This window comes from Methanococcoides alaskense, from assembly GCF_027594145.1.
Classification (GTDB): Archaea; Halobacteriota; Methanosarcinia; order Methanosarcinales; family Methanosarcinaceae; genus Methanococcoides; species Methanococcoides alaskense.
The window spans coordinates 171,431-195,783 of sequence record NZ_JAQFFK010000003.1; the positions used below are offsets into that span (position 1 = coordinate 171,431).

The 24,353-nt window shown below is 43.5% G+C and carries 29 protein-coding genes and 2 tRNA genes; 20 read left to right on the forward strand and 11 right to left on the reverse strand.

Annotated elements, in window-relative coordinates; all coding sequences use genetic code 11:
• Positions 1–38: 38 nt before the first annotated feature.
• The 6 genes from arlH to PBV53_RS04545 all read right to left on the reverse strand — a co-directional run bounded on the left by arlH (position 39) and on the right by PBV53_RS04545 (position 4,239).
• On the reverse strand, positions 39–734 hold the full coding sequence (gene arlH, locus PBV53_RS04520) for an archaellum protein ArlH (RefSeq protein WP_270095990.1): 696 nt from the start codon (positions 732–734) through the stop codon (positions 39–41).
• A gap of 11 nt (positions 735–745) precedes the next feature.
• Positions 746–1,249 (reverse strand): archaellum stator protein ArlG, encoded by a 504-nt coding sequence (gene arlG / locus PBV53_RS04525; RefSeq protein ID WP_270095991.1) that lies wholly within the window; start codon positions 1,247–1,249, stop codon positions 746–748.
• A 44-nt stretch (positions 1,250–1,293) separates the two neighbouring features.
• Positions 1,294–1,734 (reverse strand): archaellum stator protein ArlF, encoded by a 441-nt coding sequence (gene arlF, locus PBV53_RS04530; RefSeq protein ID WP_270095992.1) that lies wholly within the window; start codon positions 1,732–1,734, stop codon positions 1,294–1,296.
• Positions 1,724–3,019, reverse strand: coding sequence for a FlaD/FlaE family flagellar protein (locus PBV53_RS04535; protein WP_270095993.1), 1,296 nt, complete (start codon positions 3,017–3,019; stop codon positions 1,724–1,726). Before PBV53_RS04535 ends, arlF begins: the two co-directional genes overlap by 11 nt.
• Before the next feature lie 200 nt (positions 3,020–3,219).
• Positions 3,220–3,924: a UMP kinase gene (gene pyrH / locus PBV53_RS04540; protein ID WP_270095994.1), complete on the reverse strand. Its 705-nt coding sequence runs from the start codon at positions 3,922–3,924 to the stop codon at positions 3,220–3,222.
• Between the two features lie 138 nt (positions 3,925–4,062).
• On the reverse strand, positions 4,063–4,239 hold the full coding sequence (locus tag PBV53_RS04545; protein ID WP_270095995.1) for a 4Fe-4S binding protein: 177 nt from the start codon (positions 4,237–4,239) through the stop codon (positions 4,063–4,065).
• Positions 4,240–4,542: 303 nt separating this feature from the next.
• Between PBV53_RS04545 and PBV53_RS04550 the strand changes: the two genes are divergently transcribed.
• From PBV53_RS04550 to PBV53_RS04590, 9 genes are all read left to right on the forward strand, one after another.
• Complete coding sequence (locus PBV53_RS04550) at positions 4,543–5,160, forward strand: type IV pilin N-terminal domain-containing protein (RefSeq protein ID WP_270095996.1); 618 nt, start codon at positions 4,543–4,545, stop codon at positions 5,158–5,160.
• A 45-nt stretch (positions 5,161–5,205) separates the two neighbouring features.
• A complete protein-coding gene (locus PBV53_RS04555) occupies positions 5,206–7,386 on the forward strand; it encodes an ATP-dependent DNA helicase (protein ID WP_270095997.1) in 2,181 nt (726 codons plus the stop codon).
• A gap of 122 nt (positions 7,387–7,508) precedes the next feature.
• Positions 7,509–7,901, forward strand: a complete 393-nt coding sequence (locus PBV53_RS04560; RefSeq protein ID WP_270095998.1) for a GerW family sporulation protein — start codon at positions 7,509–7,511, stop codon at positions 7,899–7,901.
• Positions 7,902–7,942: 41 nt separating this feature from the next.
• Positions 7,943–8,713: a DUF2953 domain-containing protein gene (locus PBV53_RS04565; RefSeq protein ID WP_270096656.1), complete on the forward strand. Its 771-nt coding sequence runs from the start codon at positions 7,943–7,945 to the stop codon at positions 8,711–8,713.
• A 71-nt stretch (positions 8,714–8,784) separates the two neighbouring features.
• Entirely contained in the window at positions 8,785–9,744 is a 960-nt protein-coding gene (locus PBV53_RS04570; protein ID WP_270095999.1) for a beta-ribofuranosylaminobenzene 5'-phosphate synthase, read from the forward strand.
• Position 9,745: 1 nt separating this feature from the next.
• Positions 9,746–10,759, forward strand: coding sequence for an NOP5/NOP56 family protein (locus tag PBV53_RS04575; protein ID WP_270096000.1), 1,014 nt, complete (start codon positions 9,746–9,748; stop codon positions 10,757–10,759).
• Positions 10,760–11,452 carry a fibrillarin-like rRNA/tRNA 2'-O-methyltransferase gene (locus tag PBV53_RS04580; RefSeq protein WP_270096001.1) on the forward strand — a complete coding sequence of 231 codons (693 nt, stop codon included), beginning with the start codon at positions 10,760–10,762 and terminating at the stop codon, positions 11,450–11,452.
• A 27-nt stretch (positions 11,453–11,479) separates the two neighbouring features.
• Entirely contained in the window at positions 11,480–11,722 is a 243-nt protein-coding gene (locus tag PBV53_RS04585) for a DUF2769 domain-containing protein (RefSeq protein WP_270096002.1), read from the forward strand.
• Positions 11,719–12,147: a rhodanese-like domain-containing protein gene (locus PBV53_RS04590; protein ID WP_270096003.1), complete on the forward strand. Its 429-nt coding sequence runs from the start codon at positions 11,719–11,721 to the stop codon at positions 12,145–12,147. The genes PBV53_RS04585 and PBV53_RS04590 overlap by 4 nt, the downstream gene beginning before the upstream one ends.
• 7 nt (positions 12,148–12,154) lie before the next feature.
• On the opposite strand, the gene PBV53_RS04595 is transcribed toward PBV53_RS04590, so the two are convergent.
• Both PBV53_RS04595 and PBV53_RS04600 read right to left on the reverse strand, forming a co-directional pair.
• Entirely contained in the window at positions 12,155–12,505 is a 351-nt protein-coding gene (locus PBV53_RS04595) for a hypothetical protein (protein ID WP_270096004.1), read from the reverse strand.
• A gap of 6 nt (positions 12,506–12,511) precedes the next feature.
• Positions 12,512–12,784: a hypothetical protein gene (locus PBV53_RS04600; protein WP_270096005.1), complete on the reverse strand. Its 273-nt coding sequence runs from the start codon at positions 12,782–12,784 to the stop codon at positions 12,512–12,514.
• Between the two features lie 438 nt (positions 12,785–13,222).
• On the opposite strand from PBV53_RS04600, the gene PBV53_RS04605 reads away from it, so the two are divergent.
• Positions 13,223–13,618, forward strand: a complete 396-nt coding sequence (locus PBV53_RS04605; RefSeq protein ID WP_270096006.1) for a response regulator — start codon at positions 13,223–13,225, stop codon at positions 13,616–13,618.
• A 111-nt stretch (positions 13,619–13,729) separates the two neighbouring features.
• On the forward strand, positions 13,730–14,428 hold the full coding sequence (locus PBV53_RS04610) for an HAD family hydrolase (protein WP_270096007.1): 699 nt from the start codon (positions 13,730–13,732) through the stop codon (positions 14,426–14,428).
• On the opposite strand, the gene PBV53_RS04615 is transcribed toward PBV53_RS04610, so the two are convergent.
• Entirely contained in the window at positions 14,414–14,821 is a 408-nt protein-coding gene (locus PBV53_RS04615) for a PaaI family thioesterase (protein WP_270096008.1), read from the reverse strand. The genes PBV53_RS04610 and PBV53_RS04615 overlap by 15 nt on opposite strands.
• A gap of 136 nt (positions 14,822–14,957) precedes the next feature.
• Complete coding sequence (locus tag PBV53_RS04620; protein WP_270096009.1) at positions 14,958–16,097, reverse strand: RNA-guided endonuclease InsQ/TnpB family protein; 1,140 nt, start codon at positions 16,095–16,097, stop codon at positions 14,958–14,960.
• Positions 16,098–16,458: 361 nt separating this feature from the next.
• Here PBV53_RS04620 and PBV53_RS04625 point away from each other — a divergent pair, with 361 nt between their 5' ends.
• The 4 genes from PBV53_RS04625 to PBV53_RS04640 all read left to right on the forward strand — a co-directional run bounded on the left by PBV53_RS04625 (position 16,459) and on the right by PBV53_RS04640 (position 19,586).
• Positions 16,459–16,881, forward strand: coding sequence for a hypothetical protein (locus tag PBV53_RS04625; protein WP_270096010.1), 423 nt, complete (start codon positions 16,459–16,461; stop codon positions 16,879–16,881).
• Positions 16,882–16,989: 108 nt separating this feature from the next.
• Positions 16,990–17,808, forward strand: coding sequence for a molybdate ABC transporter substrate-binding protein (gene modA / locus PBV53_RS04630; RefSeq protein WP_270096011.1), 819 nt, complete (start codon positions 16,990–16,992; stop codon positions 17,806–17,808).
• A complete protein-coding gene (modB, locus tag PBV53_RS04635; RefSeq protein WP_270096012.1) occupies positions 17,808–18,476 on the forward strand; it encodes a molybdate ABC transporter permease subunit in 669 nt (222 codons plus the stop codon). Before modA ends, modB begins: the two co-directional genes overlap by 1 nt.
• 9 nt (positions 18,477–18,485) lie before the next feature.
• Positions 18,486–19,586, forward strand: a complete 1,101-nt coding sequence (locus tag PBV53_RS04640) for an ABC transporter ATP-binding protein (protein WP_270096013.1) — start codon at positions 18,486–18,488, stop codon at positions 19,584–19,586.
• Positions 19,587–19,657: 71 nt separating this feature from the next.
• On the opposite strand, the gene PBV53_RS04645 is transcribed toward PBV53_RS04640, so the two are convergent.
• A tRNA-Arg gene (locus PBV53_RS04645) sits at positions 19,658–19,732 on the reverse strand.
• A 182-nt stretch (positions 19,733–19,914) separates the two neighbouring features.
• On the opposite strand from PBV53_RS04645, the gene PBV53_RS04650 reads away from it, so the two are divergent.
• From PBV53_RS04650 to PBV53_RS04670, 5 genes are all read left to right on the forward strand, one after another.
• Complete coding sequence (locus PBV53_RS04650) at positions 19,915–20,445, forward strand: hypothetical protein (protein ID WP_270096014.1); 531 nt, start codon at positions 19,915–19,917, stop codon at positions 20,443–20,445.
• 128 nt (positions 20,446–20,573) lie between these two features.
• A complete protein-coding gene (gene ilvE, locus PBV53_RS04655) occupies positions 20,574–21,452 on the forward strand; it encodes a branched-chain-amino-acid transaminase (protein WP_270096015.1) in 879 nt (292 codons plus the stop codon).
• Positions 21,453–21,501: 49 nt separating this feature from the next.
• Positions 21,502–22,719: a molybdopterin molybdotransferase MoeA gene (locus PBV53_RS04660; protein WP_270096016.1), complete on the forward strand. Its 1,218-nt coding sequence runs from the start codon at positions 21,502–21,504 to the stop codon at positions 22,717–22,719.
• A gap of 50 nt (positions 22,720–22,769) precedes the next feature.
• Positions 22,770–23,861: an OBG GTPase family GTP-binding protein gene (locus tag PBV53_RS04665; protein ID WP_270096017.1), complete on the forward strand. Its 1,092-nt coding sequence runs from the start codon at positions 22,770–22,772 to the stop codon at positions 23,859–23,861.
• Positions 23,862–23,910: 49 nt separating this feature from the next.
• Positions 23,911–23,983: transfer RNA gene (locus PBV53_RS04670), tRNA-Gln, on the forward strand.
• Positions 23,984–24,353: the final 370 nt, after the last annotated feature.

Here is a 24,353-nt window from a genome sequence, read left to right on the forward strand (position 1 = left end):
ATACTCAGGTTCCACTTAAAACACCTCTACTCATGGCCTCAGCCTACAGATGCAATTTCCACTACAAGCCCGACCTTTGGTTCTATCCTAAAGCCTATCATCTGCCCAACAGGTCCTTTTGCACCAGTGAACTTATTCACAACTACCTTACGTTTTACTTCAGCACCCAATGCTTTCGAGTGTAATGTCATGTAGATATCACAGGAAGATCGGAACATGGATGCGAGATCCTCTCCAAGCTCACTTGGTTCTATTGTCAGTATAATGACCTTTCCCATTCCGTTGAGCTTTTTGAAAAATGAGATGAGTTCCAGGCTTTTTTCAGTATTTGCGCTGTACTTTATCAGTGAGGATATCGTGTCTATTACGATAACATCCTTTTCGAAAAGCTCTTTTGCACCCATCAGCCTTTCAATGAAATCAATTCTTGATTTTGCAGACTGTACCAATGGCATGACCGGAATGTAGAGTAGTCTACCTTTCAAAAGATGTGATGCTATGGGGTAATTAAGTGAATACATCTGGTTGATGTATCCCTTTGTTGTTAGTTGGGTCGAGACGAATGTGACACTCGTATCTTTTTCTATCAGACCGTATGTTATACGCTGGCATATGGTACTTTTTCCACCACCACTGCCACCTTCGATAACTACGAGGGAACCTTTGGGGAATCCTCCTCCAAGTTTGTCGTTTAATTCATCACTCTGGATCTCAAAAGAATAAACTGTTGACATTTTTCCCTCCCTTATATCCTGAAATCCATTGAATCTGACTTACCGTTCTCTGCGGCTATAAGCAATCTGTGGTCTCCATTACTTAATGGTTCAGTGACCGTGACATTGATCATCAGCAAATACCCTGGTCGCCAAAGCACATCTTGGTCGAACAATGAAATCTCGAGGTCATCGGAATATACATATAGTCCATCGATGAGGATATCCATATACTCAGTATCGAGTTCTGTCCTTCCTGTGTTCTTGGCATAGAAAGTGTATTCCTTTGTGGTGGTGTCATAAGGTATAAGTTCAGGATCACTTATGATAGTAATATCCGTTTTTAGTTGTTCGGACAGCACCTTACTGCTTGATGCACTTGAACTGGTGAGGGATTGAACATTGGATGTCATTATCGCTACAACTGTCATGGCTATGAGTATCGCAGTTATGAAAAATATCATGTGGGTAATTGCAGTCTCTGCTCTTCTATCATCAGCAAAAGTGCAAATATGTAACTTTTTTGTGAATGCCATTTATACACCTTAAGGATGGGGGTAAAAAATCAGATGACTTATCTTTAACTTGCAGATATGTCCGGATGACCAGTTCCATATGCAATTATACCAATATCTGTTACAACTTTCACTCTTTTGTATGTGTCTCCAGAGTCATCTGTTACTGAAAATATCTTGGTTTCACCTGGATACCATTTTACAGTGTTAGGGGTATATGTGTGGCTGATCACTCTTCCATCTAAGAGTATGCTCATTTCATCAGAATCAAGTACAATATTTCCATTGTTGGTGATGTTTAAATTCAAAGTTGAGCTCGTATTGTCCAATATCATTGAATCGATCTCAATTGCGCTGTTAAGCTTCTGATATTGCATATTATATTTCACGTCTTCAGCATCAGTAACAATATCATTTGAAGTGCTCATCACAGCATAGGAGTGTGTTCCAAGAACAAGGGCGGATATGAAGAATATGGAGATGACAATCGTAGTCTCAAATCCCATAAAGTTCCTCCAATCCGTGTTTCACCTTTGCCATTTCTCTGTCGGTCATGCTGAGCATGGTCCTGTCTATCTTACGCCCACAAAGCCGTTCGATGAAAAGAAGTGATTTTGTGTGGTCTTCCGGTAAAAGTCTCCATGTGGGTTTTTCCACATAATAATCAATTCCTCTGGCATAGGCCATTATCTCGAATCGGACTTCTTCACTTATCCATTCGATATCAACGTAATAATCAAGAGCGTCCATTAGGTTATTTCTGCCGACCCGTTCCATCAGGAACTCTATCCAGTTTAGCAGGATAACTACGCTCATGGGATTCTTTTTGATGGATTCCAAGCGGACCAGGGGGATCTTTTCAGAGTTCCCCTCATTTCCATTGTTCCAGTTATCATATCCGGCATTTTGAGATCGATTGGGGTTTGAGGATTGCTGTGCTCTTTCGAGAAATGCTTTTTCCAGTTTACTTTCCAGTTCAGAAAGGTCAATTTTCTCAAGCTCTTCGATCCTTTCTGAAAACATGGTTGTTGTCTGCGCCATATCAACGATGTTCGCTTCCATCTGGTGGGAGCTTTCTGAAAAGTCCTTGAGGTTCACTGAGATCTCATTGATATTTTCCTGTAATGCTATAAGCGCGTCCGCAAAGACATCCACCTTCGTTTCGATGTCCGTCATCTTGGTTTCTGTCTCAACAGAAATTCCAGGCATTTTCATGCTTTGGTGAAGGGCCTCTATCTCGTTTTTGAGCATCAGGGTAAAATCAGCTACTTCCGATACCCTCTTTTCAGTTTTGTCAAATCGCTCGATATTGGCATTGCTATTCTGTTCATCACCTACGAATGGATTGACCTGATTTGAAACTATTTCGTACAATGATAATAGTTCAAGCACACTCTGGTCTATTTTCTCAACAGTTGTCTTGACATCCTGGTTCTCTCTCTGTACAGATGAGATAGCCACATCTATCTTTGACAGTTTGCTCTCGAGTGCCTTTATTTTGTCCGCGTTCTCATCTACACGCTTGTCATCGACTGCCGGAGCTTGTGATGCTGATCCGTTCGCGTTCATACCCGGAGGTCCGAAAGGCGGAGCTGAGGATGGTCCCGATGGTGTTCCACCAGGAGAATTATTTGCATCACCAAAATTAGGAGGGCTTGCTGCAAAAGGGGATCCAGATGCATCAAATGGAGACGCCTGTGCTCCAAAAGGTGACCCTTCAATTTCGCTGCTACCTTTTTTTCGAAGAATTCCGTTGGTGAGCTTCTTCAGAGTATTATTTAATCCCGCCATTTTTTTCACGGACTGTTGTAATTATGATTTTATATTAATTAGGCATATATATAATATAAAGTGTATCATTCTATTATATATATATATTTCCAAAAAAATGCCAAAACAGAACACAAACGTTGATGTATTTGTGGACCAAAACTTTTGATCTTGTATCTTCTATAAAATGTATTTAAGATAAAAAGAGTGTATGTCTCCTTTTATCCAATTATGCGTGTTCCCAGACGAACGCCTGTTGCTTTTTCGGTTTTGACAGCTTCCTGGAGCACGACCTCAAGAACGTCTTGGGGGTCGGTTCCATCCATGATGATGGTGTCGATATTACAGCGTTCGATGATCTTTGAGGCAAGAGGGTCTACCGGAGATTTAGATCCTGCTTTCATCTCTGTTGAGATCACAATGCCGACAAGTTCCTTTGCAGTCATCACATCAAATTTCTTAGCATCAGGGTCTTCTCTGGGGTCACTTGAATAGACTCCGTCAACAGATGTTGCAATTACCATCATATCTGCGTTCAGGTATTCTGCAAGGATGGCTGATACAGCATCAGTGGTCTGACCGGGTATCACTCCTCCCATCACAACGATCTTCCCTGATGCAAGGGCAGATTCTGCTTCCTTATATGTGGTAGGTGGTTCTGGATATGCAGTGCTTCCAAGTGCAGCGATAAGAAGTTGTGCATTCAAGCGCGTGATGTCAATTCCAATGAAATCACATACCACTTCATTGGCTCCGACACCTCGGGCAACATCAATATAGTTCCTTGCAGCAACACCGCCACCAGTCACTACCACGATCTGATGTTTATTTGCCAGTTCTTTCAATGCTGAAGCATATGCGGAAAAATGCTTGGGTTCAAGATCTTTTGCGAGTATGGACCCGCCTACTGATAATACGATTAGCATGGTGATCTTTCATCATAATGTTGTCAATGGTTTAAACCTATTGGCACTCTGTGGAAGATCGAAGCATAGCTAGGTCTTTATGCTGTGTCGAAGGAAAGGCTCAATATGAAAAATAAAAATAGTATGGAATAAGTAAGCTTATTCCATTGAGATAGCGTCTGTTGGACAGCTGTCCACACATGCACCACAGTCAATACATTCGTCAGCGTTCACGACAGCTATGTTCTCTCCGTCCATTTTGATTGCTTCAGATGGGCAATCGTCTACACATGTTCCGCATCCTACACATTCGTCTCTTTTAATTACTGCTACCATTATTCATTTCTCCTATTAAATTTGGATCTAATTATATGAGTGCAAAATTTGCAATATACCCATTAAATAAGTTAGATAAAAAGGTATCGATTATCCAAAAAAGTTTCTATTTTTTGAACAATTGCGCTTCTCTCTGTAATTTATATTTGTTCTCTGCTATGTTTCACTGTTTGGGTTATGTGAAAACAGTCTCCATATAATAGTTCATTCAAATAAGGTGTCTGCAAACAAATTATTATTTTAATATTATTTTTTGACGAAACCGTTTAATATATTAAAGATGTTTGCTATTTGGTGGATCAAGTGGTAGCGATCATAAAAAATAATAATGCAGTAACACCTGTAATTGGAGCAGTTCTGTTGGTAATCTTGACAGTTCTCCTTGCAGGCGCAGTGGCAACAATTGTTGTAAGTACCGGTTCTATTCTCTCTTCGTCCACTCCTGTGGCGATGATCGAAGTGAACGATGCTGTGGGTTATGGGAGTGGGTACAAAGATAATGTTGTGAGCCTTGAGCACAAGGGTGGAGATCCTCTTGATCTGGATTCTACCTTTGTGGTTCTCAGTGGTGAGGGTAGCAGCTATGTTGGTAAGGTCGGAGATGGTGGTTTCATGGCCTACGGTCATGTCACTGTAAAATATTTTGACCTTACGCCGGAGGGTTCGTTCTTTACATATATTAGCAATAATCCCTGTATCGATGATGGCTTGTGGTCGGCAGGGGAGGTTCTGGTGTTGGATGGGGATGACAGCATAAATGGTACAGATGCTTCCACTGTTCATGTAAGTGTAGATGGCTATTCCGATACTTCCAACAATTACGGTTTCAAAGATGGGGGCACTGTCACTGTCAAGATATTCGATAGTTTCACAGACCGTGTGATCTGTGAAGATGTTGTGAATGTGAGACCTTTCGAATAATTTGTATCAATACTATTAAAGTATGGTAACATCATAGGGAACGCGATGAGCGACAAGCCTGCATTCATGAAATATTTTACGCAAAATTCATGTTATCCTAATCAACAGGAAGCAATGGACCGTATTCACAGTGCCCTTATGCAGCAACAGTTAGTGCTGTTCGAAGGAGCCTGCGGTACCGGTAAAACACTTAGTGCACTTGTTCCGGCACTTCATGTTGGTAAAATGTTAGGCAAGACCGTCATTATCGCTACCAATGTACATCAGCAAATGGTACAGTTCATCAATGAGGCACGTGACATAAAAAAGGTTCAGGATGTCAAGGTCGCGGTCATAAAAGGTAAAACCGCGATGTGCCCCCAGGAAGCTGATTATGAGGAATGTTCTGTTAAAAGGGAGAACACCTTTGAGCTGATGGAGACGGAGCGGGAGATATATCTTAAAAGGCAGGAACTGAACTCTGCACGCGATAGTTACAAAAAGTCCCATGACCCGGCATTCGTGACCCTTAGGGATGAATTGTCAAAAGAGATCGATGCTGTGGAAGAAAAAGCAAGAGGCCTTCGCGACCGCTCGTGCAATGATCTTTATGAGGTTCTACGCTCAGATAGTGAAAAGTTCAGAGGCTGGCTTTACAAAGAAGTACGCTCCCCTGAGGAGATCAATGACCATGCTATCAAGGATGGCATGTGTGGGTATGAGCTGGTGAAAAGGGAGTTAAAGCACGCAGATCTGCTGATATGCAATTACCATCATGTTCTGAATCCTGATATTTTCTCAACGGTGCTGGGCTGGATCGAAAAGGAGCCCCAGGAGACCATTGTGATTTTCGATGAGGCCCATAATCTCGAATCCGCTGCAAGGTCGCATTCCTCTTTATCCCTTACCGAACATTCAATTGAAAAAGCAATGGCCGAACTCGAAGCTAACAGTGATCTTCTGGCAGATAACAATATACGCGATATTTTCAAGATCTTCCTTGATGTGATCTCGGATACCTACAATTCAAGGTTCAAGTTCGGTGAACGTGAACGTGTCAGAAAGAACTGGTATGATATGCGCATAAGCGATCCTTACGAACGCAATGACATTGTGCGTGGTAAGTTCCTCCGCCAGGCCAAGGGAGATTTTGGTGAGAAGGGCGATATACAGATATTGCTTTCAGAAGCAAGTGTGCTTGGTGCCAAACTGGACGAGACATATAGGGAACAATACAAAAAAGGCCTTAGCAGTATCATGAAACGTTCACATATCAGGTCTGTTGCGGATTTCATTTCAGTTTATATCGAACTATCCCACAATCTGAACTACTATCCCATTTTGAACGTCCGCAGGGATATGAACGATGATATATACGGGCGCATCGAGCTTTTCACATGTATCCCGAAGAACGTGACCGAACCGCTTTTCAATTCTCTGTTCTCGGTGATCCTCATGTCAGCAACGCTTCATCCTTTCGAGATGGTGAAGAAGACCCTGGGTATCACGAGGGATACGTGTGAGATGTCCTACGGGACCTCCTTCCCTGAAGAAAAAAGGCTTTCGATAGCAGTATCTATTCCTCCGCTCTTTGCCAAGAACAGGGATGACCGGCATGTAACTGAACTTCTGGAACAGGTGATTCTGGATTCTATAGAACATTCAAAGGGTAATGTCATTCTCTTTTTCCAGAGTGCATTTGAGGCCAAGCGATATTATTCAAAGATCGAACCCCTCGTCAATGTGCCGGTATTCCTTGATGAGGTGGGCGTATCGTCACAGGATGTGCGGGAAGAGTTCTTCGCAATAGGAGAGGACAACGGTAAAGCAGTGCTGCTCTCATATCTGTGGGGTACATTGAGCGAAGGAATTGATTATAGGGACGGACGTGGGCGCACAGTTATAATTGTAGGGGTCGGCTATCCTGCACTCAATGACAGGATGAATGCAGTGGAGTCTGCGTATGACCATGTCTTCGGCTATGGTGCAGGCTGGGAGTTTGCGATCCAGGTCCCGACGATCCGTAAGATCAGACAGGCAATGGGCCGCGTGGTACGTTCTCCGACCGACTATGGTGCTCGCATCCTTCTCGATGGCAGGTTCCTCACGGATTCAAAGAAGAGGTTTGGTAAGTTCTCGGTATTTGAAGTGTTCCCGCCGGCAGAGAGAAGTGAGTTAGTGGATGTTGATCCTGAAAAAGTGAAGTATTCGCTCATGAACTTCTTTATGGATAACGAAGAGCAGTAACTTCGGTTCTGTTCTATTCCCTTCTCATAGGGCTAATTTTTTAACTGTTCATCAACATAGGTATTCATAGTTATCTTTCATTTGAATATGCGCGTTCTCAGAACTAATATGGGGGTTTATGTATGGGTCTTGAAGATGTTATGAAAGAGGTTACCAGTGAACTTGAACGCCTGGTAAGTGCTAAAACAGTTGTTGGTGAACCGGTCATTGCCGGGGGTAAAACCATCCTTCCTATCACTAAGGTTTCCTTTGGGTTTGGAAGCGGCGGGGGCGAAGGCTCCAAAGATGGTGTTGAATCCGGTTTCGGAGGTGGCGGTGGAGGCGGTGCTAAAATCGAACCTGTTGCTTTTCTAGTGATTTCCGATGAAGGTGTAAGGCTGATGACCCTTGCCGGAAATAGTGATCTTGGCAAACTCCTCGATGCAGTTCCTGGGGTTTACGAAAAGATAAGGTCTGTAAAAGGCAAAATGAAAAAGGACGATGAAAATAAGGGTGCATCTGAGGATGCTGAATAAACTTCCTTTATCTTTTATCGGCAAGTGATAGTTTGGAACTGATGTTCTTCCTTTACGTAATAGTTCTGATCGTTATCTTCTTGCTGGCACTGATCCTGCTGGCACCTATAGCTGTAGCATTTGATGTAAATGGTGGTCTTTCCGGGGTCCGAAGCAATGTCAGTTTGAAGTGGATGTTCCTGTCTTACAGTTTTTCAGGTCAGCCCGATGCAAAAGAGGTTCCTGTCACGAATGGCACAACTTCGGCAGAAGAAAGCACTACAAAGGTGGACACTACAAAAGAGGACACTACAAAGGTGGACACTACAAAAGAGGACACTACAAAGGTGGACACTACAAAAGAGGACACTACAAAAGAGGACACTACAAAAGAGGACACTACAAAAGAGGACACTACAAAAGAGGACACTACAAAAGAGGATACAGATCATCCTCTGAAAAATACGTATGAAATGGCAAGGAAAGGGTATGCTATAAAGGGGCAGTTCTTCCATTTGATGAAGGGTCTTCTTTTTCAGTTACACATAAGGGATCTCGCATTCGACCTTACTTATGGATTGCCTGACCCTGCTGACACGGGAATGTTGTGCGGCTATCTACATACGCTGGCTTCCATAGTTCGGGGAAGGGCCCGAAGTTTCAGTTATTCTTTATATCCGGTTTTCATGGAAGAGGCGTTCGATGTGCACCTGTCAGGTTCAATCCGTTTCAGGATCGGTTCTTTTATTCCTCCGCTTTTGATGTTCATATTCAATGTAAAGGTGCTGAAGACCGGCTGGTGGTTTGCGAAAAACAGATATTCTTCCAGTTAACTTTCCGGGGCTTAACAGCCTGATTTTTTAATAGTGTTAGTATTTAATAATATGAACACAGATAACCGACCATGATCAGAATAAGGTCTCCATCCAGATTGCATCTATCATTGATAGATCTGAATGCAGAGATCGGCAGAATAGATGGCGGTATAGGGATAACCCTTGACCATCCCAATATTGTGCTTTCTGCCGAAAAGGCGGATGGGGTCGAAGTGACGGGTATCTCCAGTTTTGCAGACCGTATGGTCGAAGCGGCAAAGGCTGTTCTTCCTGAGGGTGAGGGTGTCCTCATACATGTCGAAGAGGATATGCCTGCTCATGTGGGTCTTGGTTCCGGGACACAGTCTGCGTTGAGTGCGGCAGCGGCAGTGAACGAGCTCTATGGTCTCGGGCTGACCGTAAGGGAACTTGCTATCGCAGTTGGCAGAGGCGGTACTTCTGGTATTGGAGTAGCCTCCTTTGAAAGCGGTGGCTTTCTTGTTGATGTCGGGCATAAGTTCAGTGAGAAAGGTTCTTTCTCTCCTTCTTCTACCAGCAAAGCAGCACCTGCTCCTGTGGTTTTCAGGCATGATCTTCCGGACTGGGATATTATTCTCGCAATTCCTGATTCTGTTGGTGCACATGATTCGCAAGAGGTCGATATTTTCAAAACGGAATGTCCGATACCTTTGAGCGAAGTACAGGAAGTCTGTCATGTGGTGCTAATGCAGATGATGCCTGCTATACTCGAAGGCGATATCGAGAACTTCGGGTTTGCCGTGGACCATTTGCAGAATGTTGGTTTTAAGAAGCGTGAAGTTGCTTTGCAATCCCGGCAAGTAAGGGACCTTATGGAACTTATGCAGGACCTTGGTACATGTGGGGCAGGGATGAGCTCCTTTGGTCCTGCGGTATTTGGATTTATTGATAACAGAAATATGGCTGAACAAATAAGGGATGAAGTTCAACATTTCCTTGATGAGACAGGGGGCGGCACCGTTGTCCTTACTAAAGCGAACAATTCCGGTGCAATGATATGGAAGGATTGATTTGAAGATCATTACTTGGTATGGTATACTGACCATTGGTGACGATGGTGTTACTGAATGTGAACCTTTCAACAAAGATGTTGATGAGCTTGCGGAACTTCTGCTCCAGAAGGACGTTGTCGCATATTCTCCCGGCAGTGGTTTCGATATACGTACAGTGGCAATTGAATGCGGGTTCGTGGAAAACGATGAGGAATACAATTCTCTGTTAAGGGATGTGTCAATTCGTGCTGCGAAGTTACAGATATCGAGGACGAATACTCCGGATATGCAAATAATTCAGGCTGTAGAGGCGCTGGATGATATCGATGATGTTGTCAACGTGCTTTCCGAACGTCTTTCCGAATGGTATGGTCTGCATTTTCCGGAATTGGGTCTAAGTTCTGAACCGCTTGTACGTTTCGTTAGCGAGTTCGGTTCACGCAACAACGTTCCTGCCGAACATCCTATGTTCGAAAAGGCAACCTCTTCCATGGGTTCTGAACTCCCTTCCGCCGATGAGGAGCTTATAATGGGCTTTGCTTCTAATGCTTGTGAGCTTTATGACAGTCGGCACAGCATTGAAGCTAGTATAGTCAGGAACATGGAAAAAATGGCACCGAACGTCACATTGATCGCGGGTTCTCTTATCGGTGCCCGGCTTATCAGTATGACCGGTGGCCTTGCAAGGCTTTCTCAATTGCCCTCGAGCACAGTTCAGGTCATGGGTGCCAATAGAGCACTTTTCAAACATCTTCGTGGGCGGGCAACATCTCCAAAGCACGGTATAATATTCAATAATCCTCTGGTCAAGAACTCCCCCTGGTGGCAGAGGGGTAAGATCGCACGTGCGCTGGCTGCAAAGATAAGTCTGGCAGCACGCATGGATGTTTATTCCGGTGAATTGCATCCTGAGATAAAGGTCAACCTTGAGAAAAAGGTGAATTTCATAAAAGCTGCAAATCCCAAGCCTCCCGTTAAACAAAAACCCGCTGGCAAAGGATACAAGGGTAAAAATAAAGGAGGCGAGAGATAAATGGATGTGAATGAGATATCAGAGGGCATATTCGAGGTTCGAAAAGGCGGTAAGAAGATATTGGCCACAAAGAATGCCAACCCCGGCTCGAATGTCTATGGTGAGAATCTGCTGGAGGAAGAAGGTGAGGAATATCGTGCCTGGGATGCCCGCAGGAGCAAACTCGCGGCAATGGTCCTCAAGAAGATGAAGGTGCCGATAAAAAGTGATTCCCGGGTCCTGTATCTTGGAGCCGCATCAGGCACCACCGTAAGCCACGTTTCAGATATGCTTCCCAATGGTATCGTCTATGCGGTGGAGTTCTCCCCACGTACCATGCGGGAACTGATCCAGCTCTGTGATACGAGGTCCAATATCGTGCCAATACTTGCAGATGCCTCCCGTCCGAAGCTTTATGCTCATATAGTTGAACAGGTCGATGTGATCTTTCAGGACGTTGCCCAGCCTAATCAGGCGCAGATCGCTGCGGTGAATGCGGGGCAGTTCCTTAAGGAAGATGGGCATCTGCTTCTTTCCATTAAGGCCAGAAGTATCGATACGGTGGCGAATCCTTCCAAGGTCTTCAAAGAGGAAGTGAACAAACTGGAAAAGGACTTCGATACCCAATTCAAGATTATTAAGAAACACGACCTTGCACCGTTCCATGAGGACCATTTGGGACTGGTTGCGAAAAAGAAGCTTAAAGAAAACTAAATATTTTCTCTATATGGGGGGCTGTAAATGTCAGATACTGAGGAAAGATTCTCCGGTGGGAAATATTTTGGGGTATGCCCCTCTTTTCACCATTCAAAAGCTTGCAACTGCAAACGTTGTCCTTCATATCCCGGAGATGGTTATATGTTCTGTGCACGCGGCAATGATCGCTCACTTCCGGAAAAAAAGGAATGTCTTTGCAGGGAATGCTATGTTTACAAGCAATTTGGCTTCGAAGGGGATTTCTTTTGCCGGCGTGATGTAAAATGAGCATTCTTTCAAATAATATCACTATGTTGGTGACCTTACTGGTGATCGCATGCATTGCTTTAGGATTTATTGGATATGATAAATTTGCATCAAATAAAAATGGGGCAGATGTGAGCTATACGGATGTATCCGTTCATGAGGCTAAAGATATGCTCGATAAGGGAGATGTTTTCCTTCTGGATGTGCGCACGGAAAGTGAATTCAATTCAGGTTATCTCGAAGGTGCAGTAAATATCGAGGTCTCACAATTGGGATCACGGCTGGATGAAGTTCCAGCGGACAAGGTCATCCTGGTATATTGTCGTACAGGGGTAAGAAGTGTCAGGGCAAGTAAAACACTTGTTAATGCCGGTTATACGGATGTCTATAATATGAAAGGCGGTATTAGGGTATGGATGTCAGCAGTTTATCCTTACGTGATTTGATCCCTTTTTATTTTTCACTCTTTTTCCTATATCCTTTAGCAAGCTCGATGTTCACGGAAACTACCTCTCTGTTGGTATTTTCAAAGAAATATCCTTCGAATATTTCCGGCAGAGCGTCTGCATCTTCCTGTTTGGTGATCATCATTCCTGCGGGGACATACCTGTTTTCCGGAATGTCTACGCCAAAGGCACCGGATTTGGGTTCAAGCACGGAGCCCTTGCCAACATTTGCATTGAATACCAGTGTCTGCATTGCGAGGAATGCATCATCACAGACTGCAGCGGGGCCGTGTATCTGTGATTGGTGAGCAAGTGAAACTCTTTCTCCTATATATACTGAATATGGTCTACCTTCCACATTCACCTAATTTGCTTTAATTGGATTTCCTTTAATGTCAATGGTCTTCATGCCATGCATGATAACTCCATCCTGAACATTACTGTCGTTGCCAATATGGATGGGGCTACCTTCATCGCCCCTTATGGATACAAAAGGAGATACCATTACTCTTTTTCCAATGGTTACATCTCCGATCACAATTGCTTGTGGGTGAATATATGCGGTATCGTCAATTGATGGAGCTTTCATCTTGGGATTCCAGGATGTCAATGGAGTGTGTTCTATATTTTCCGGCATTGTTATCTACAGATGAACTTCTTATTTATACAAATTTCGTCAACATCTTTAAAATAATGATGTCCTCCTTTTATTTATAAAATATCGCAAAAAGAAGTTTTAGATATTCTGACAACTGAACGTTCCATTCTAGGAATTTTGCAGCTTTTCTTTCTGGAACTATTATTGATGATATATTACCAATACAATTAATATCAATTTGTGAATGAATTTAGTAATGATCTGATGTGTGTATGTTCTGGTAATGAAAATAAATTTATACTAATCGTGAGTGATAATACTATAGTTCTCTCAAAAAGTATATACGTTATAAAACTACTTTGTTAAGTTCACATTTATTGGATACGCTTATCAGTAGCAGTTGCACAATTTCCATGGATGATGCATCTGTTAAAGCGTTTAGGGTCACGTTTGATAAAATATGGGGTCTGAGGGCACATGAATAAAGAGACAAGCATTTTAGTCGTCGAGGACGAGAATATTGTGGCGTTGAGCATTAAGAACAAGCTCATTAGTTTGGGGTATTCAGTGCCCAGTACTGCTTCATCCGGGGAGGATGCAATTACTAAAGCAGACCTTTTTTACCCTGATCTTGTGTTGATGGACATTATGCTGAGGGGCGATATGGACGGCATTGAAGCTGCAAATGAGATCCGCATTAAATTCGATATTCCGGTGATCTTCCTTACAGCATATACCGATGACAGGACACTTGAGAGAGCTAAGGTCGCAGAACCTTATGGTTACATATCTAAACCGTTCAAAGAACAGGACCTCAAATCCAATATTGAGATCGCACTCCACAAACATGGAAAAGAGCTCAGGTTAAAGTAAATCCCCAGTTGGTGTTTGATCGCTTTTCGTTTTCCGGTTCTATTATATTTTCTCTTGTATCTATTTCCGGGATATGTTGTTCTGCAATAAGGTTATATTAGGGTGTTAATTGTGCTAAAAGGTCTGATATTTGATATGGATGGGGTTCTAGTGGATTCTATGCCTTACCATACCGAAGCTTTGAGTCATGTATTTGCCGATATGGGTTTATCCATGGATGCTCAGGATGTCTATAATATGGAAGGCTCAAAGACAGTGGATATCGTAAGCTATCTGCTGGAAAAAGATGGTGTGGATCTTCTGAACTTTGATTTAGATGGGCTTATACACAGGTACCGGGATGAGTTTGCCAGAATTGTAGAACTGAAGGCTTTTAGTGAGGTTCTCGAGTGTCTTCCAATTTTGAAAGAGCGTTTTATGCTTGCGGTGGTTTCCGGAGCTGATCGGAATATAGTGCAAGATATTATCACTAATCTTTATGATGGTATTTTCGATGTTGTCATAAGTGGGGAGGATGTGGATAATGGTAAGCCTGCTCCCGATCCTTTTCTGAGTGCTGCTGATATGTTCGGGCTGTATGCAAGTGAATGTCTTGTTGTGGAAAATGCAGCAATGGGCGTGGAAGCTGCAAATAGGGCAGGTATGTTCTGTCTGGCTGTTCCGACCTATGTCAGTAAGGAAAGCCTGAAAAATGCAGACCGTTTAGTGGATGACCATCGAATGCTAAGCGATTTCCTTCTTGGACTTGACCATCTGGAAAAGGAAGCTGCTGAGTCTTTACGCCTGAAATTTTATTCAGCTCAAAAATGAATCTACACTGATTTTTTTCCTGTATGCCATTCCCTGGAATATTGCTATGGCATTTCCTTCTTCGTCCGTAATGTCTACTGTATAGGTTGCTATCTTTGGGTTTTTTGAATTTTCGCGCGCCTGGGCATACAGGGTCCCGGATGTTGTGGAAGTTACGAAGGATATATTGGCATTTATTGCGACTGCAACCGTGCCATGAGAATTGGAAGCGGCGGCAAATGCGAAGTCTGCAAGGGTGAATATTGCTCCTCCCTGAACGATGCCCACCCCGTTCAGGTGATGCTCATGGATTTCCATCTTTGCTTTTGCGTAGCCTTCCGAGACTTCCAGAAGCTTAACATCGATGTATTCAGCGAATTTGTCCATTTTGAAGAATTCTTTTATCTTTTCCATTGTATCGCATCCATTCAGTTCTTTGATAGGATGTGCATGTTTTAAGTATACACTATATCTGACCTTCTCTGAAAGTAGTTTTTAATAAAGCGAACGTGTGACATTTAAGTAAGCATTATTCGTGAACTACCACCCATTAAAATGAGTGGCTTTCTGCTTCATATCCCAGACCAACGTCCATGACTCCACAGGCTCTTCCCGTAGTCCCTACGGTGCATCGATTAAGAATATTGATCGCTGCATTAACATCTCTGTCAAGTTCAAGCCCACATTCAGGACATTTGTGAATCCTAACCGATAGACCTTTCCTGACGATGTTTCCACAACCGCTGCATTCCTGTGATGTGTTGAATGGGTTAACCAATTCTACAAAATTGCCAGCCTCTTCCGCTTTGCTTTTTGCCATCTGGATCAGTTGACCCCATGCAACATCATGTATTGATTTTGCAAGATGATGATCCTTAACCATATTCCTGATGCTCAGATCTTCGAACACTATCCAGTCAAACCTGTCGACAAGAGCCCTGCTCAACTTATGGTTAAAATCAAGTCTTTGGTTACGTATCTTTCTGTGAACCTTAACAACTTTGAGTTTTTGTATAAGACGGTTTGATGAACCTTTCTTCTTTTTGCTCAGTCTCTTTTGTTGAACTGCAAGAGATCTCTCTGACTTTCGGTAATATATAGGGGAATCGAATTGTTCCCCATTGCTCAACGTGACACATGAGTTAAGCCCGACATCAATTCCTATAGATGTAACAGAGTTGATCTTTTCAGGACTTGCACCCATGTCAACAGAAAAGACTGCATACCATTGATCCCCTTCACGTTTGATGGAACATGTCTTGATCTTGCCTTCTATCTCTCGGTGCTGTTTGATCTTGATATTCCCTATCTTGGAAAATTTCAGTTTGTTATCTTCAATTTTGAAACCAGATTGAGGATATGTGAAACTGTTATACCTGTCCTTCCCCTTGAACCTTGGGTACCCTGGCGTTTCACCTGATCTGCACCGTCTAAAAAAAGCATCAAATGATTTTCCAAGTCTTCGCAAAACATCCTGTTTAATCTGTGAGAATACTTCAGTCCTACACTCGACATACTTGACCTGATTGATCTGGTCAAATGTTGTTAATCCTTGATTATATCTTTCATACGCATTCCTTCTGTCCGCAAGAAACTCGTTGTGGAGGTATCTGCATACATCAAGAGTTTTGACCAGGACAATCTCCTGTTCTTTGGTCGGGTACAGACGGGATTTGTAGGATTTCCGCATATTGTGATATACGTTTTGATACTACTAATATCTATCAGAACCAAGAACAATCAACTGTTTACGCAATTCATCCACTCATTGAAATGGGTGGTCTTCTTGCTTATTTAATTATAAATGAGATTGGCTGGTTTTAGCGCAAAGACCCCCTTATTTCCAGTGGAGTTATCTCATTGTGTATATTGTTCGTGTGTGATCGACGGTGACTATGGATAAATAGGCAAATATCCGTAGTTTAAATGTATAATGAGGTTAATAGAAGGTCTTTTAAGTGTCAACATCCTTGATTCTTAAAGGTGCTCTATTTATATTATTTTGTTTGATATAAATATCTGTACCGTTTTCAATCGTGGGGGTCATTATAATGGAAAATACCTATTCGAAGTTTTGGGATGCAGATGAATTCATTCTTGTTAGTGATGGGACCAAGCCTGCAATGAAATGGGCGGTCGAGGAACTCAGGAAGAAAGGGAAAACTGTTCATTTTGTGGACCTTTCCGATAGGCCCAAGCTAGATGCGATAAAATCTATAGGTGAAGCTCCGGAAGGTGTGGAAAATGCGGTGATAGGTCTGACAAAGACCGAACCGGCAGATGCCATGAAAGGCCTTTTCGAGAAAGGTGTGGTAAATACCTGGGTTCACTGGAAAACGGATACTCCTGCTGTGAGGGAACTTTGTGCAGATCATCAATGTTACACTGGAAGGTGTCCTATGCTGTATCTTGGGAAGGATCTCAGCATGCATGGTGTTCATAGGATGGTCGCAAAACTGATCGGTAAATATTAAATTTAAGTTCTCATCCCGCTTGACAATAAAATTTTTATACAAGCAATCTAATCTCATTCCGTTATGTTCTACTAAACATAACGGTGTAATGGTGAGCGGAGGTATTGTATGGATAAAAAGCGTTCTTTAATGGGCATATCTATCATATTGGTAATGGCGATGGCATTGTTTTTGGTTATGGGGTGGGGTGCTTTTTTAGGATATTCATCATCTCATACAGATGTGAGTTCTGAGGTCATTGTCTCTGCCGCGGCAAGTTTGACCGAAAGTTTCACTGAGGTCGAACGCAAGTTTGAAGAGTCGCATCCTGATATCGATATAATTCTCAATCTGGCGGGTTCAGGTACCCTGCGTATGCAGATAGAAGCCGGTGCTCCCATCGATGTTTTTGCTTCAGCTTCCCAGAAGCATATGGACCTCCTCGGTTCCGAGGACATGATCTATGCTGACACAAGGCATGATTTCGCTGAGAACTCTCTTGTAATGATAGTTCCCAGGTCAAGTGAGAATACTATAAGAACCCTTGAAGACCTTGGGGATGTTTCAATTACAAAGATAGCTATTGGAGACCCGGAGATCGCACCTGTGGGCAGATATACGAAAGGTGCACTTGAGGCAGCTTCTCTGTGGGATGATGTTAGTGAAAAGCTCATTTATGCGGAGAGTGTGAAGCAGGTGCTCGTTTATGTTGAGAGCGGGGAAGTTGATGCGGGTTTTGTATATATGACCGATGCGATGGTCTCAGATATGGATAAGATAGACGTTGTTGCACAAATTCCGGTGAGTACCAGTATAAGCTATCCCATTGCAGTTGTTTCATCTTCAGATGAATTGGAAGCATCCCGGGAATTCATAGATTATGTTATTTCGGATGAAGGAAAAGATATATTCGTAAAATATGGCTTTACTGTAATGGATGATAATTGATGCTTGAAGATGCCTTGATCCCCCTATCTATCACTTTAAAGGTGGCCGTTCTGTCCACCTGTCTTGTTGCTGTGTTCGGTATTCTCATATCCTATGCACTTGCAAGGAGGGATTTCAGGGGGAAATGGCTCGCTGATATTCTTGTTACCCTTCCGCTTGTGCTTCCGCCGACAGTTACGGGTTATCTTCTTGTTGTTCTGTTGGGCAAGAACGGTGCAATAGGTAGTTTTCTTTTTGAGACGACGGGTTGGTCATTGCTTTTCACATGGCATGCTGCGGTGATCGCGGCCTTTGTTGTGTCCCTTCCTCTGATGGTGAAGACCACTGCTTCTGCTATCAGTGCAGTGGATCGTGAACTGGAGTATGCGGCTTATACCCTTGGGCACAGTGAGCTTGAGACCATGCTTTTTGTGACCCTACCTCTTGCTAAAAAAGGCATACTTGCAGGCATCGTGTTAAGTTTTGCAAGGGCTGTGGGGGAGTTCGGTGCTACCCTTATGGTTGCGGGCAATATTCCGGGGAAAACGAATACCATGTCGTTGTCCATCTATACGGCGTTCCAGTCAGGCAATGATGCTCTTGCGAATATTCTTGTCATCACTCTGGTCGTTGTTTCATTATTATCCATGGCACTGGCTGCAAGGTTCGTGGATCGTTGGAGCGTGTGAGGTAGTTAAATGGGCGTAAAAGTGAGCTTGTCAAAGAAGTATAGGTCCCGTGGCAGGAAGGGTGGCAGAGATGATGTTTTTTCTCTGGATGTCAGCTTTGAGGTGGGGAATGAACTGGTGGTCATTTTTGGTCGCTCCGGTTCCGGTAAGACCACGACACTTCGATGTATCGCAGGGCTGGAAACTCCGGAGTGCGGAAGTATAATTGTTAATGGAAAAACGTATTTTGATAGCGATTCGGGTATCGATCTCCAGCCACAGTACAGGAGGCCGGGGTATGTTTTCCAGAACTATGCCCTCTTCCCGCATATGGATGTGAGGAAGAACATCGTTTATGGTCTTAAGGGGTGGGATACGGCGAAGAAGGAAGATCGTTTGTTCGAGATGCTTCGTCTGTTGCATATAGAGGGTCTGGAAGGACGTTATCCCTCTCAGTTATCGGGGGGTCAGAAACAGAGGGTTGCCCTTGCCCGTGCCCTTGCACCGAGTCCCGATATCCTGTTGCTGGATGAGCCTTTCTCTGCCCTTGATATGGTGGTCAGGATGCGACTGAGGGAGAGGATAAAAACTATTCAGAAAGAGCTTGGCATTCCTATACTGTTCATCACCCATAGTCCAGAGGAAGCGATCTCGCTTGCAGACCGGGTCGTGGTCCTTCATGAGGGGCAGGTTCACCAGTCAGGCAGTCCAAGGGAAGTGTTCTATTCTCCTGTTGACCGGGATGTGGCAGAACTTGTGGGTGTCAGCAATATCTTTGAGGATGGAGATGTGGTCGGGAACTCTCCTGAAGGCTTTGTTCTTGAAGGCAGAGGTATGCAATTTGTTACAAGTTCGGATGTGTCTGGTTCAGATACTGTTTCCTGGGGGGTAAGGCCGGAGAACATACATCTGATGGCCTATGATGAGGGTTTGCTTTCAGATGAGGGCAATGTGTTTGCAGGCAATGTTCTTGATGTTACGGATAAGGGTAGCAGCAAGCTGATAGCTGTGGAACTTGATGGAAGTAATGTAGTTCTTTTTTGTGATGTTCCGACAAGGCTTCTGGATGAAGCTATGGGATCCCGTGTCATCGTGAAGATCGCAGCGAAGGACGTACTGGTCTTTGAGTAAGGTGTATATGTTTTTAAAATTCAAAAAAGCAAATAACAGCCCTTTAAAAAGGGCTATTAAAAGAGTTTTTACGGGACCGGTGGGAGTTGAACCCACGACCCCCGGGTTAGAAGCCCGGTGCTATATCCAGGCTAAGCCACGGACCCTCAATTATCGTTCTAAGTGAACGAGATGTGACATGGTTGTTTATGCATAAAAGCCTTTTGTACAGGGGCTGATTTATTGGGGTTTACTACCCATTTGCAAAGTAATTTATATAAGCATGTCATTTATTTTCAATGATGTTCAAGACTTTGATCTTTGGCATGATACAATAAAGGTTGAACTTATGAATACAGCATTTATCATTTTTGGAATTCTTTTCTTTGCAGCTCTCAGTCTTTATAATTTGATACATTCTTTTAAGCATAAGAAAAGTTATCTGCCATCGATCTTTGGGTTTCTTATATGCCTGTCAACAGCTCTTGTTCTTTATGAGCAGCCGTTGATGGGTGGTTTTGTATTTTTAATTATACTTTTACTGGCGATCCTTTCATCCCGGACTATCTTGGCTATAAGAAAAAGCTCATTATTAAAGGCAATCGATGGGGTCGAGATAACTTCCACCTTCTCGACAATGCACATACTGGATATCAGGTTCTGGGCGGCATATGCGTTAAAGAACGGAGCAAAAAAAGCTGCTATAGGTTATTCTTTGTCTCAGACCGGTCTTTTACTTCTTGTTCTGGCAATTGTTATGCTCGTTTCTCCGTCCTATATGAAATTTCATGTATGGATGCCTTTCGTATTTGTATCATTCGTAATGGGATTGCGTGACTCGAATGAGGTGTTCCGAGAGTTTTGCGGATCAAAAATATGATCATTTTCTTCTCTTAACTGTCTCCAGAGTTTTGTCTGCTACAAATATTCATATATATTAGCGATACATTTTGGGAACAATACTTACAAAACGTACCCCTTATAAGGTATATTCAATGAGGATCCATTATGAGCGAATTACTGATCTACTACAACGGCGAGTTTGTCCCTAAGGACAAAGCAACAGTTTCCATTTATGACCACGGCTTCCTTTATGGAGATGGTGTTTTTGAGGGTATCAGAGCATACAACGGGCGTGTCTTCAAGCTCGATGAGCACGTTGACAGGCTCTATGATTCCGCAAAGGCAATTGCTCTTGAAGTTCCTATCACAAAGGCTGAGATGACAGAGGCCATCCTTGAGACATTGAGGAAGAACAACCTCACTGATGCGTACATCCGCCCTATCGTTACACGTGGTATCGGCGATCTTGGTCTTGACCCGCGCAAGTGCCCAATGCCAAGCATCTATATCATTTCACAGGAATGGGGTGCAATGTATGGCGACCTCTATGAGGTCGGCCTTAAAGCTATCACAGTCGGTATCAGGCGTAATGCCCCTGACGCACTGTCCCCTAACATCAAATCATTGAACTATTTGAACAACATCCTTGCCAAGATCGAAGCGAACGCAAAGGGTGGCGATGAGGCTATCTTCCTTGACCAGAACGGTTTCGTCTCTGAAGGTTCCGGTGACAACATCTTTGTTATCAAAAACGGCAAGATCTACACTCCTCCTACCATCAACAATCTGAAAGGTATCACAAGGGCAACCGCTATCGAGCTTCTTGAAGAACGCGGATATGAGGTAGCTGTTCAGAACCTCGGTCTTTTCGATATGTACACTGCAGATGAGATCTTCGTTACAGGTACAGCAGCAGAGGCGGCACCTATCACATTGCTTGACGGTCGCAAGATCGGTGATGGTTCAGTCGGTCCTATCACAAAAGCTGCAGTTGCTGCTTTCGAGGAAGTTACCGGCACCATCGGTACGCCTATCTTTGAGTGATCTTTAAAGATCATTCTCACTTTCTTTTATTTTTAAACTTGAACTTACAATGTCACGAAAAATACTGCGGGATCTTCTTTCGATTGAAGATGCGAGAACCCTTTTCAAAGGGGTAAAGGTTAGGACACACATAGTGTCTATTCCTATTGAGAGGTCAACAGGTTGGGTTCTGGCAGAGGATGTCATATCGACCATCGATGTGCCTGGTTTTGATAAATCTCTTAGAGATGGCTATGCTGTGCGTTCGGAGGATGTTGCTTTTGCAGGTGATATTCCCGTTGCGTTAAAGATGGTAGGGTTTTCTCCAGTGGGGGAGCCTCCTCAGTACCAGGTAGGCAAGATGGAGGCCGTCGAGGTTGCAACAGGCGGTCCAATCCCGAATGGTGCTGACGCTGTCGTGATGGTCGAGGATACTGAACTTAATGGCGATACTGTCCTTGTGAAAACATCTGTAAAGGCAGGTAAATTTTTGATATTGGCAGGTTCCGACATATCAAAGAATGCTTGTTTGCTTTCCAAGGGGTTGACCATAGGTGCCCGGGAGGTTGGTGTTCTTGCAGCTATTGGCATGCGTGAGGTTGCTGTCAATACTATGAAGGTGGGAATTATTTCCACAGGCAATGAACTTGCTATGCCCGGCACCGATCTTCAACCTGGGATGGTCTATGACACTAATTCTTATTCACTTTATGCGGCAGCAACAAAATTAGGTGTTGATACGATCGCTTATGGTCTTATTAAGGATGATCAGGATACGGTAAGTGCTGTAGTGAAAAAGGCGATTGGGGAGTGTGATATTGTTCTGACCTCTGGCAGTACGTCAGCAGGACCCGATGATTTCATGTATGATATTATTGAAGAGCAAGGAAATGTTCTTGTTCACGGTCTTAATTTCAAGCCGGGTAAACCGGTGGTTTTAGGGATGATCAATGAGATCCCCATCGTTGCCTTACCTGGACACCCTACGTCTTCACTTACGGTCTTCTATGAGTTCATATTGCCTCTTATCAGAAGGAACCTGGATGCTCCTGTGGCTAAAAAGCAGACTCTGACTGCGGTTCTTGGTGAGGATGTCATATCCGGCACCCGGCATGAGATGCTAGCGGTCAGGCTGGAAAATGGTGTGGTGTTCTCGACCAGCAGGTCTTCAGCAGCGATCACGACCCTTGCGTATGCGGATGGTTTTATTGAGATCCCGGCGGATGTTCCTATGGTCAAAAAAGGAATGGAAGTTGTGGTAACTTTTTTCGATGATGCGTTCAAATGAGGCTCTTCTAAGGAAACTCTTTTTTATATTGAAGTTGTGGTAGGGAACAGATGGGAATACAGGAAGATATTCAGGCAGTCGAGGACGAGATACGTAAAACGTCTTACAATAAAGCTACTTCACATCATATTGGTAGATTGAAAGCTAAACTCGCACGTTTAAGAGAAGAGGTTGTAAAGAAGGCTTCTACCAAATCCGGCGGTGATGGGTATTCCGTGAAGAAGTCCGGTGATGCTACTGTTGCTCTTGTGGGTTTTCCTTCTGTGGGTAAGTCCACGTTACTGAACAAGATCACAGGCGCTAATTCAGAGGTGGGTGCCTATGAGTTTACCACCCTTGATGTCATTCCCGGTGTGCTGGACTATAAGGACGCGACCATTCAGGTGCTTGATGTACCTGGTCTGGTAAGGGGTGCGGCAAGTGGTCGTGGCCGCGGGAGAGAGGTCATAGCTGTTGTGCGTAATTCCAATCTGGTACTGTTCCTGCTGGATGTTTTCCAGCCCGGGCATTATAAGGTGCTTATACAGGAGCTTTATGATGCGGGGATAAGGTTGAACACGAGTCCTCCTGATGTAGTTATCAAGAGGAAGGACCGTGGCGGGGTCACTATAAGTACTACGATGGAGCTGGAGCTCACTGATGATCTTATCAAGGCAGTACTTGGTGAATATAAGATACATAATGCCCATGTTCTGATAAGGGATAACATCAATGTGGACGAACTTATCGATGTTATAATGGGTAACAGGGTATACGTTCCTTCAGTCATTGTCGTTAACAAGGTCGATCTTGCCAATGAGGAGATTCTCAATAAGATGGAGGAGCTATTCCCTGATGCAACGTTCATTTCCGCTAACGAGGAGAAGAACCTCGAAGCCGTGAAGGACCTAATATACGATTCCCTGGATTTCATCAGAGTATATCTAAAACCGCAAGGCGGCCTTGCCGATATGGATGAGCCTCTGATAGTGACGGACGGCGTTACCGTTGGTGATATCTGTGAACGTCTGCACCGCGATTTCAGGGATAAGTTCAGGTATTCTCAGGTATGGGGCACCTCAGCTAAACACCCCGGTCAGCGTGCCGGCCTTGACCATTATCTTGACGATGGTGATCTTCTGACCCTTATCATACAAAAATAAACATTTTTTGCATAACAAATAAGTATCATTATGCCTATGCAAGGTGTGAAGTCCCGTTGAGTAGCGGTCAATCTTTCAAGCCTTTGGAGCTTGAGACCCCGGTTCGAATCCGGGCGGGACTACTACATTTATTGTAGGCAGTCCTATTGTTTTTGAATAGGTTTTTTAATTATTCCATATCGAAGAAAGCATTTTCTCAGTTATTCGGATATATTCTGAATGCTTTCAAGATCAAGAAGTATTTGATGAAATTGATTATATAATAACCGGAATTATCTCCAATCCCGCCAGATAGGAAGCAAAGTTGCAGATAAAGGATAGGATCAATACCTTTTTGATATTTAGCTCCAATATCACTGTTCGACTGACTCTGGATAATAACAGTTGCAAGCTCGGCATTCTTCGCGATAGAGTTCGAGAAGTACTTGTATAAGAGAAAAAGAGATTATTAAAAAAGAATTTAGAATGGATCATTGGAAGATCGCTTTCCAA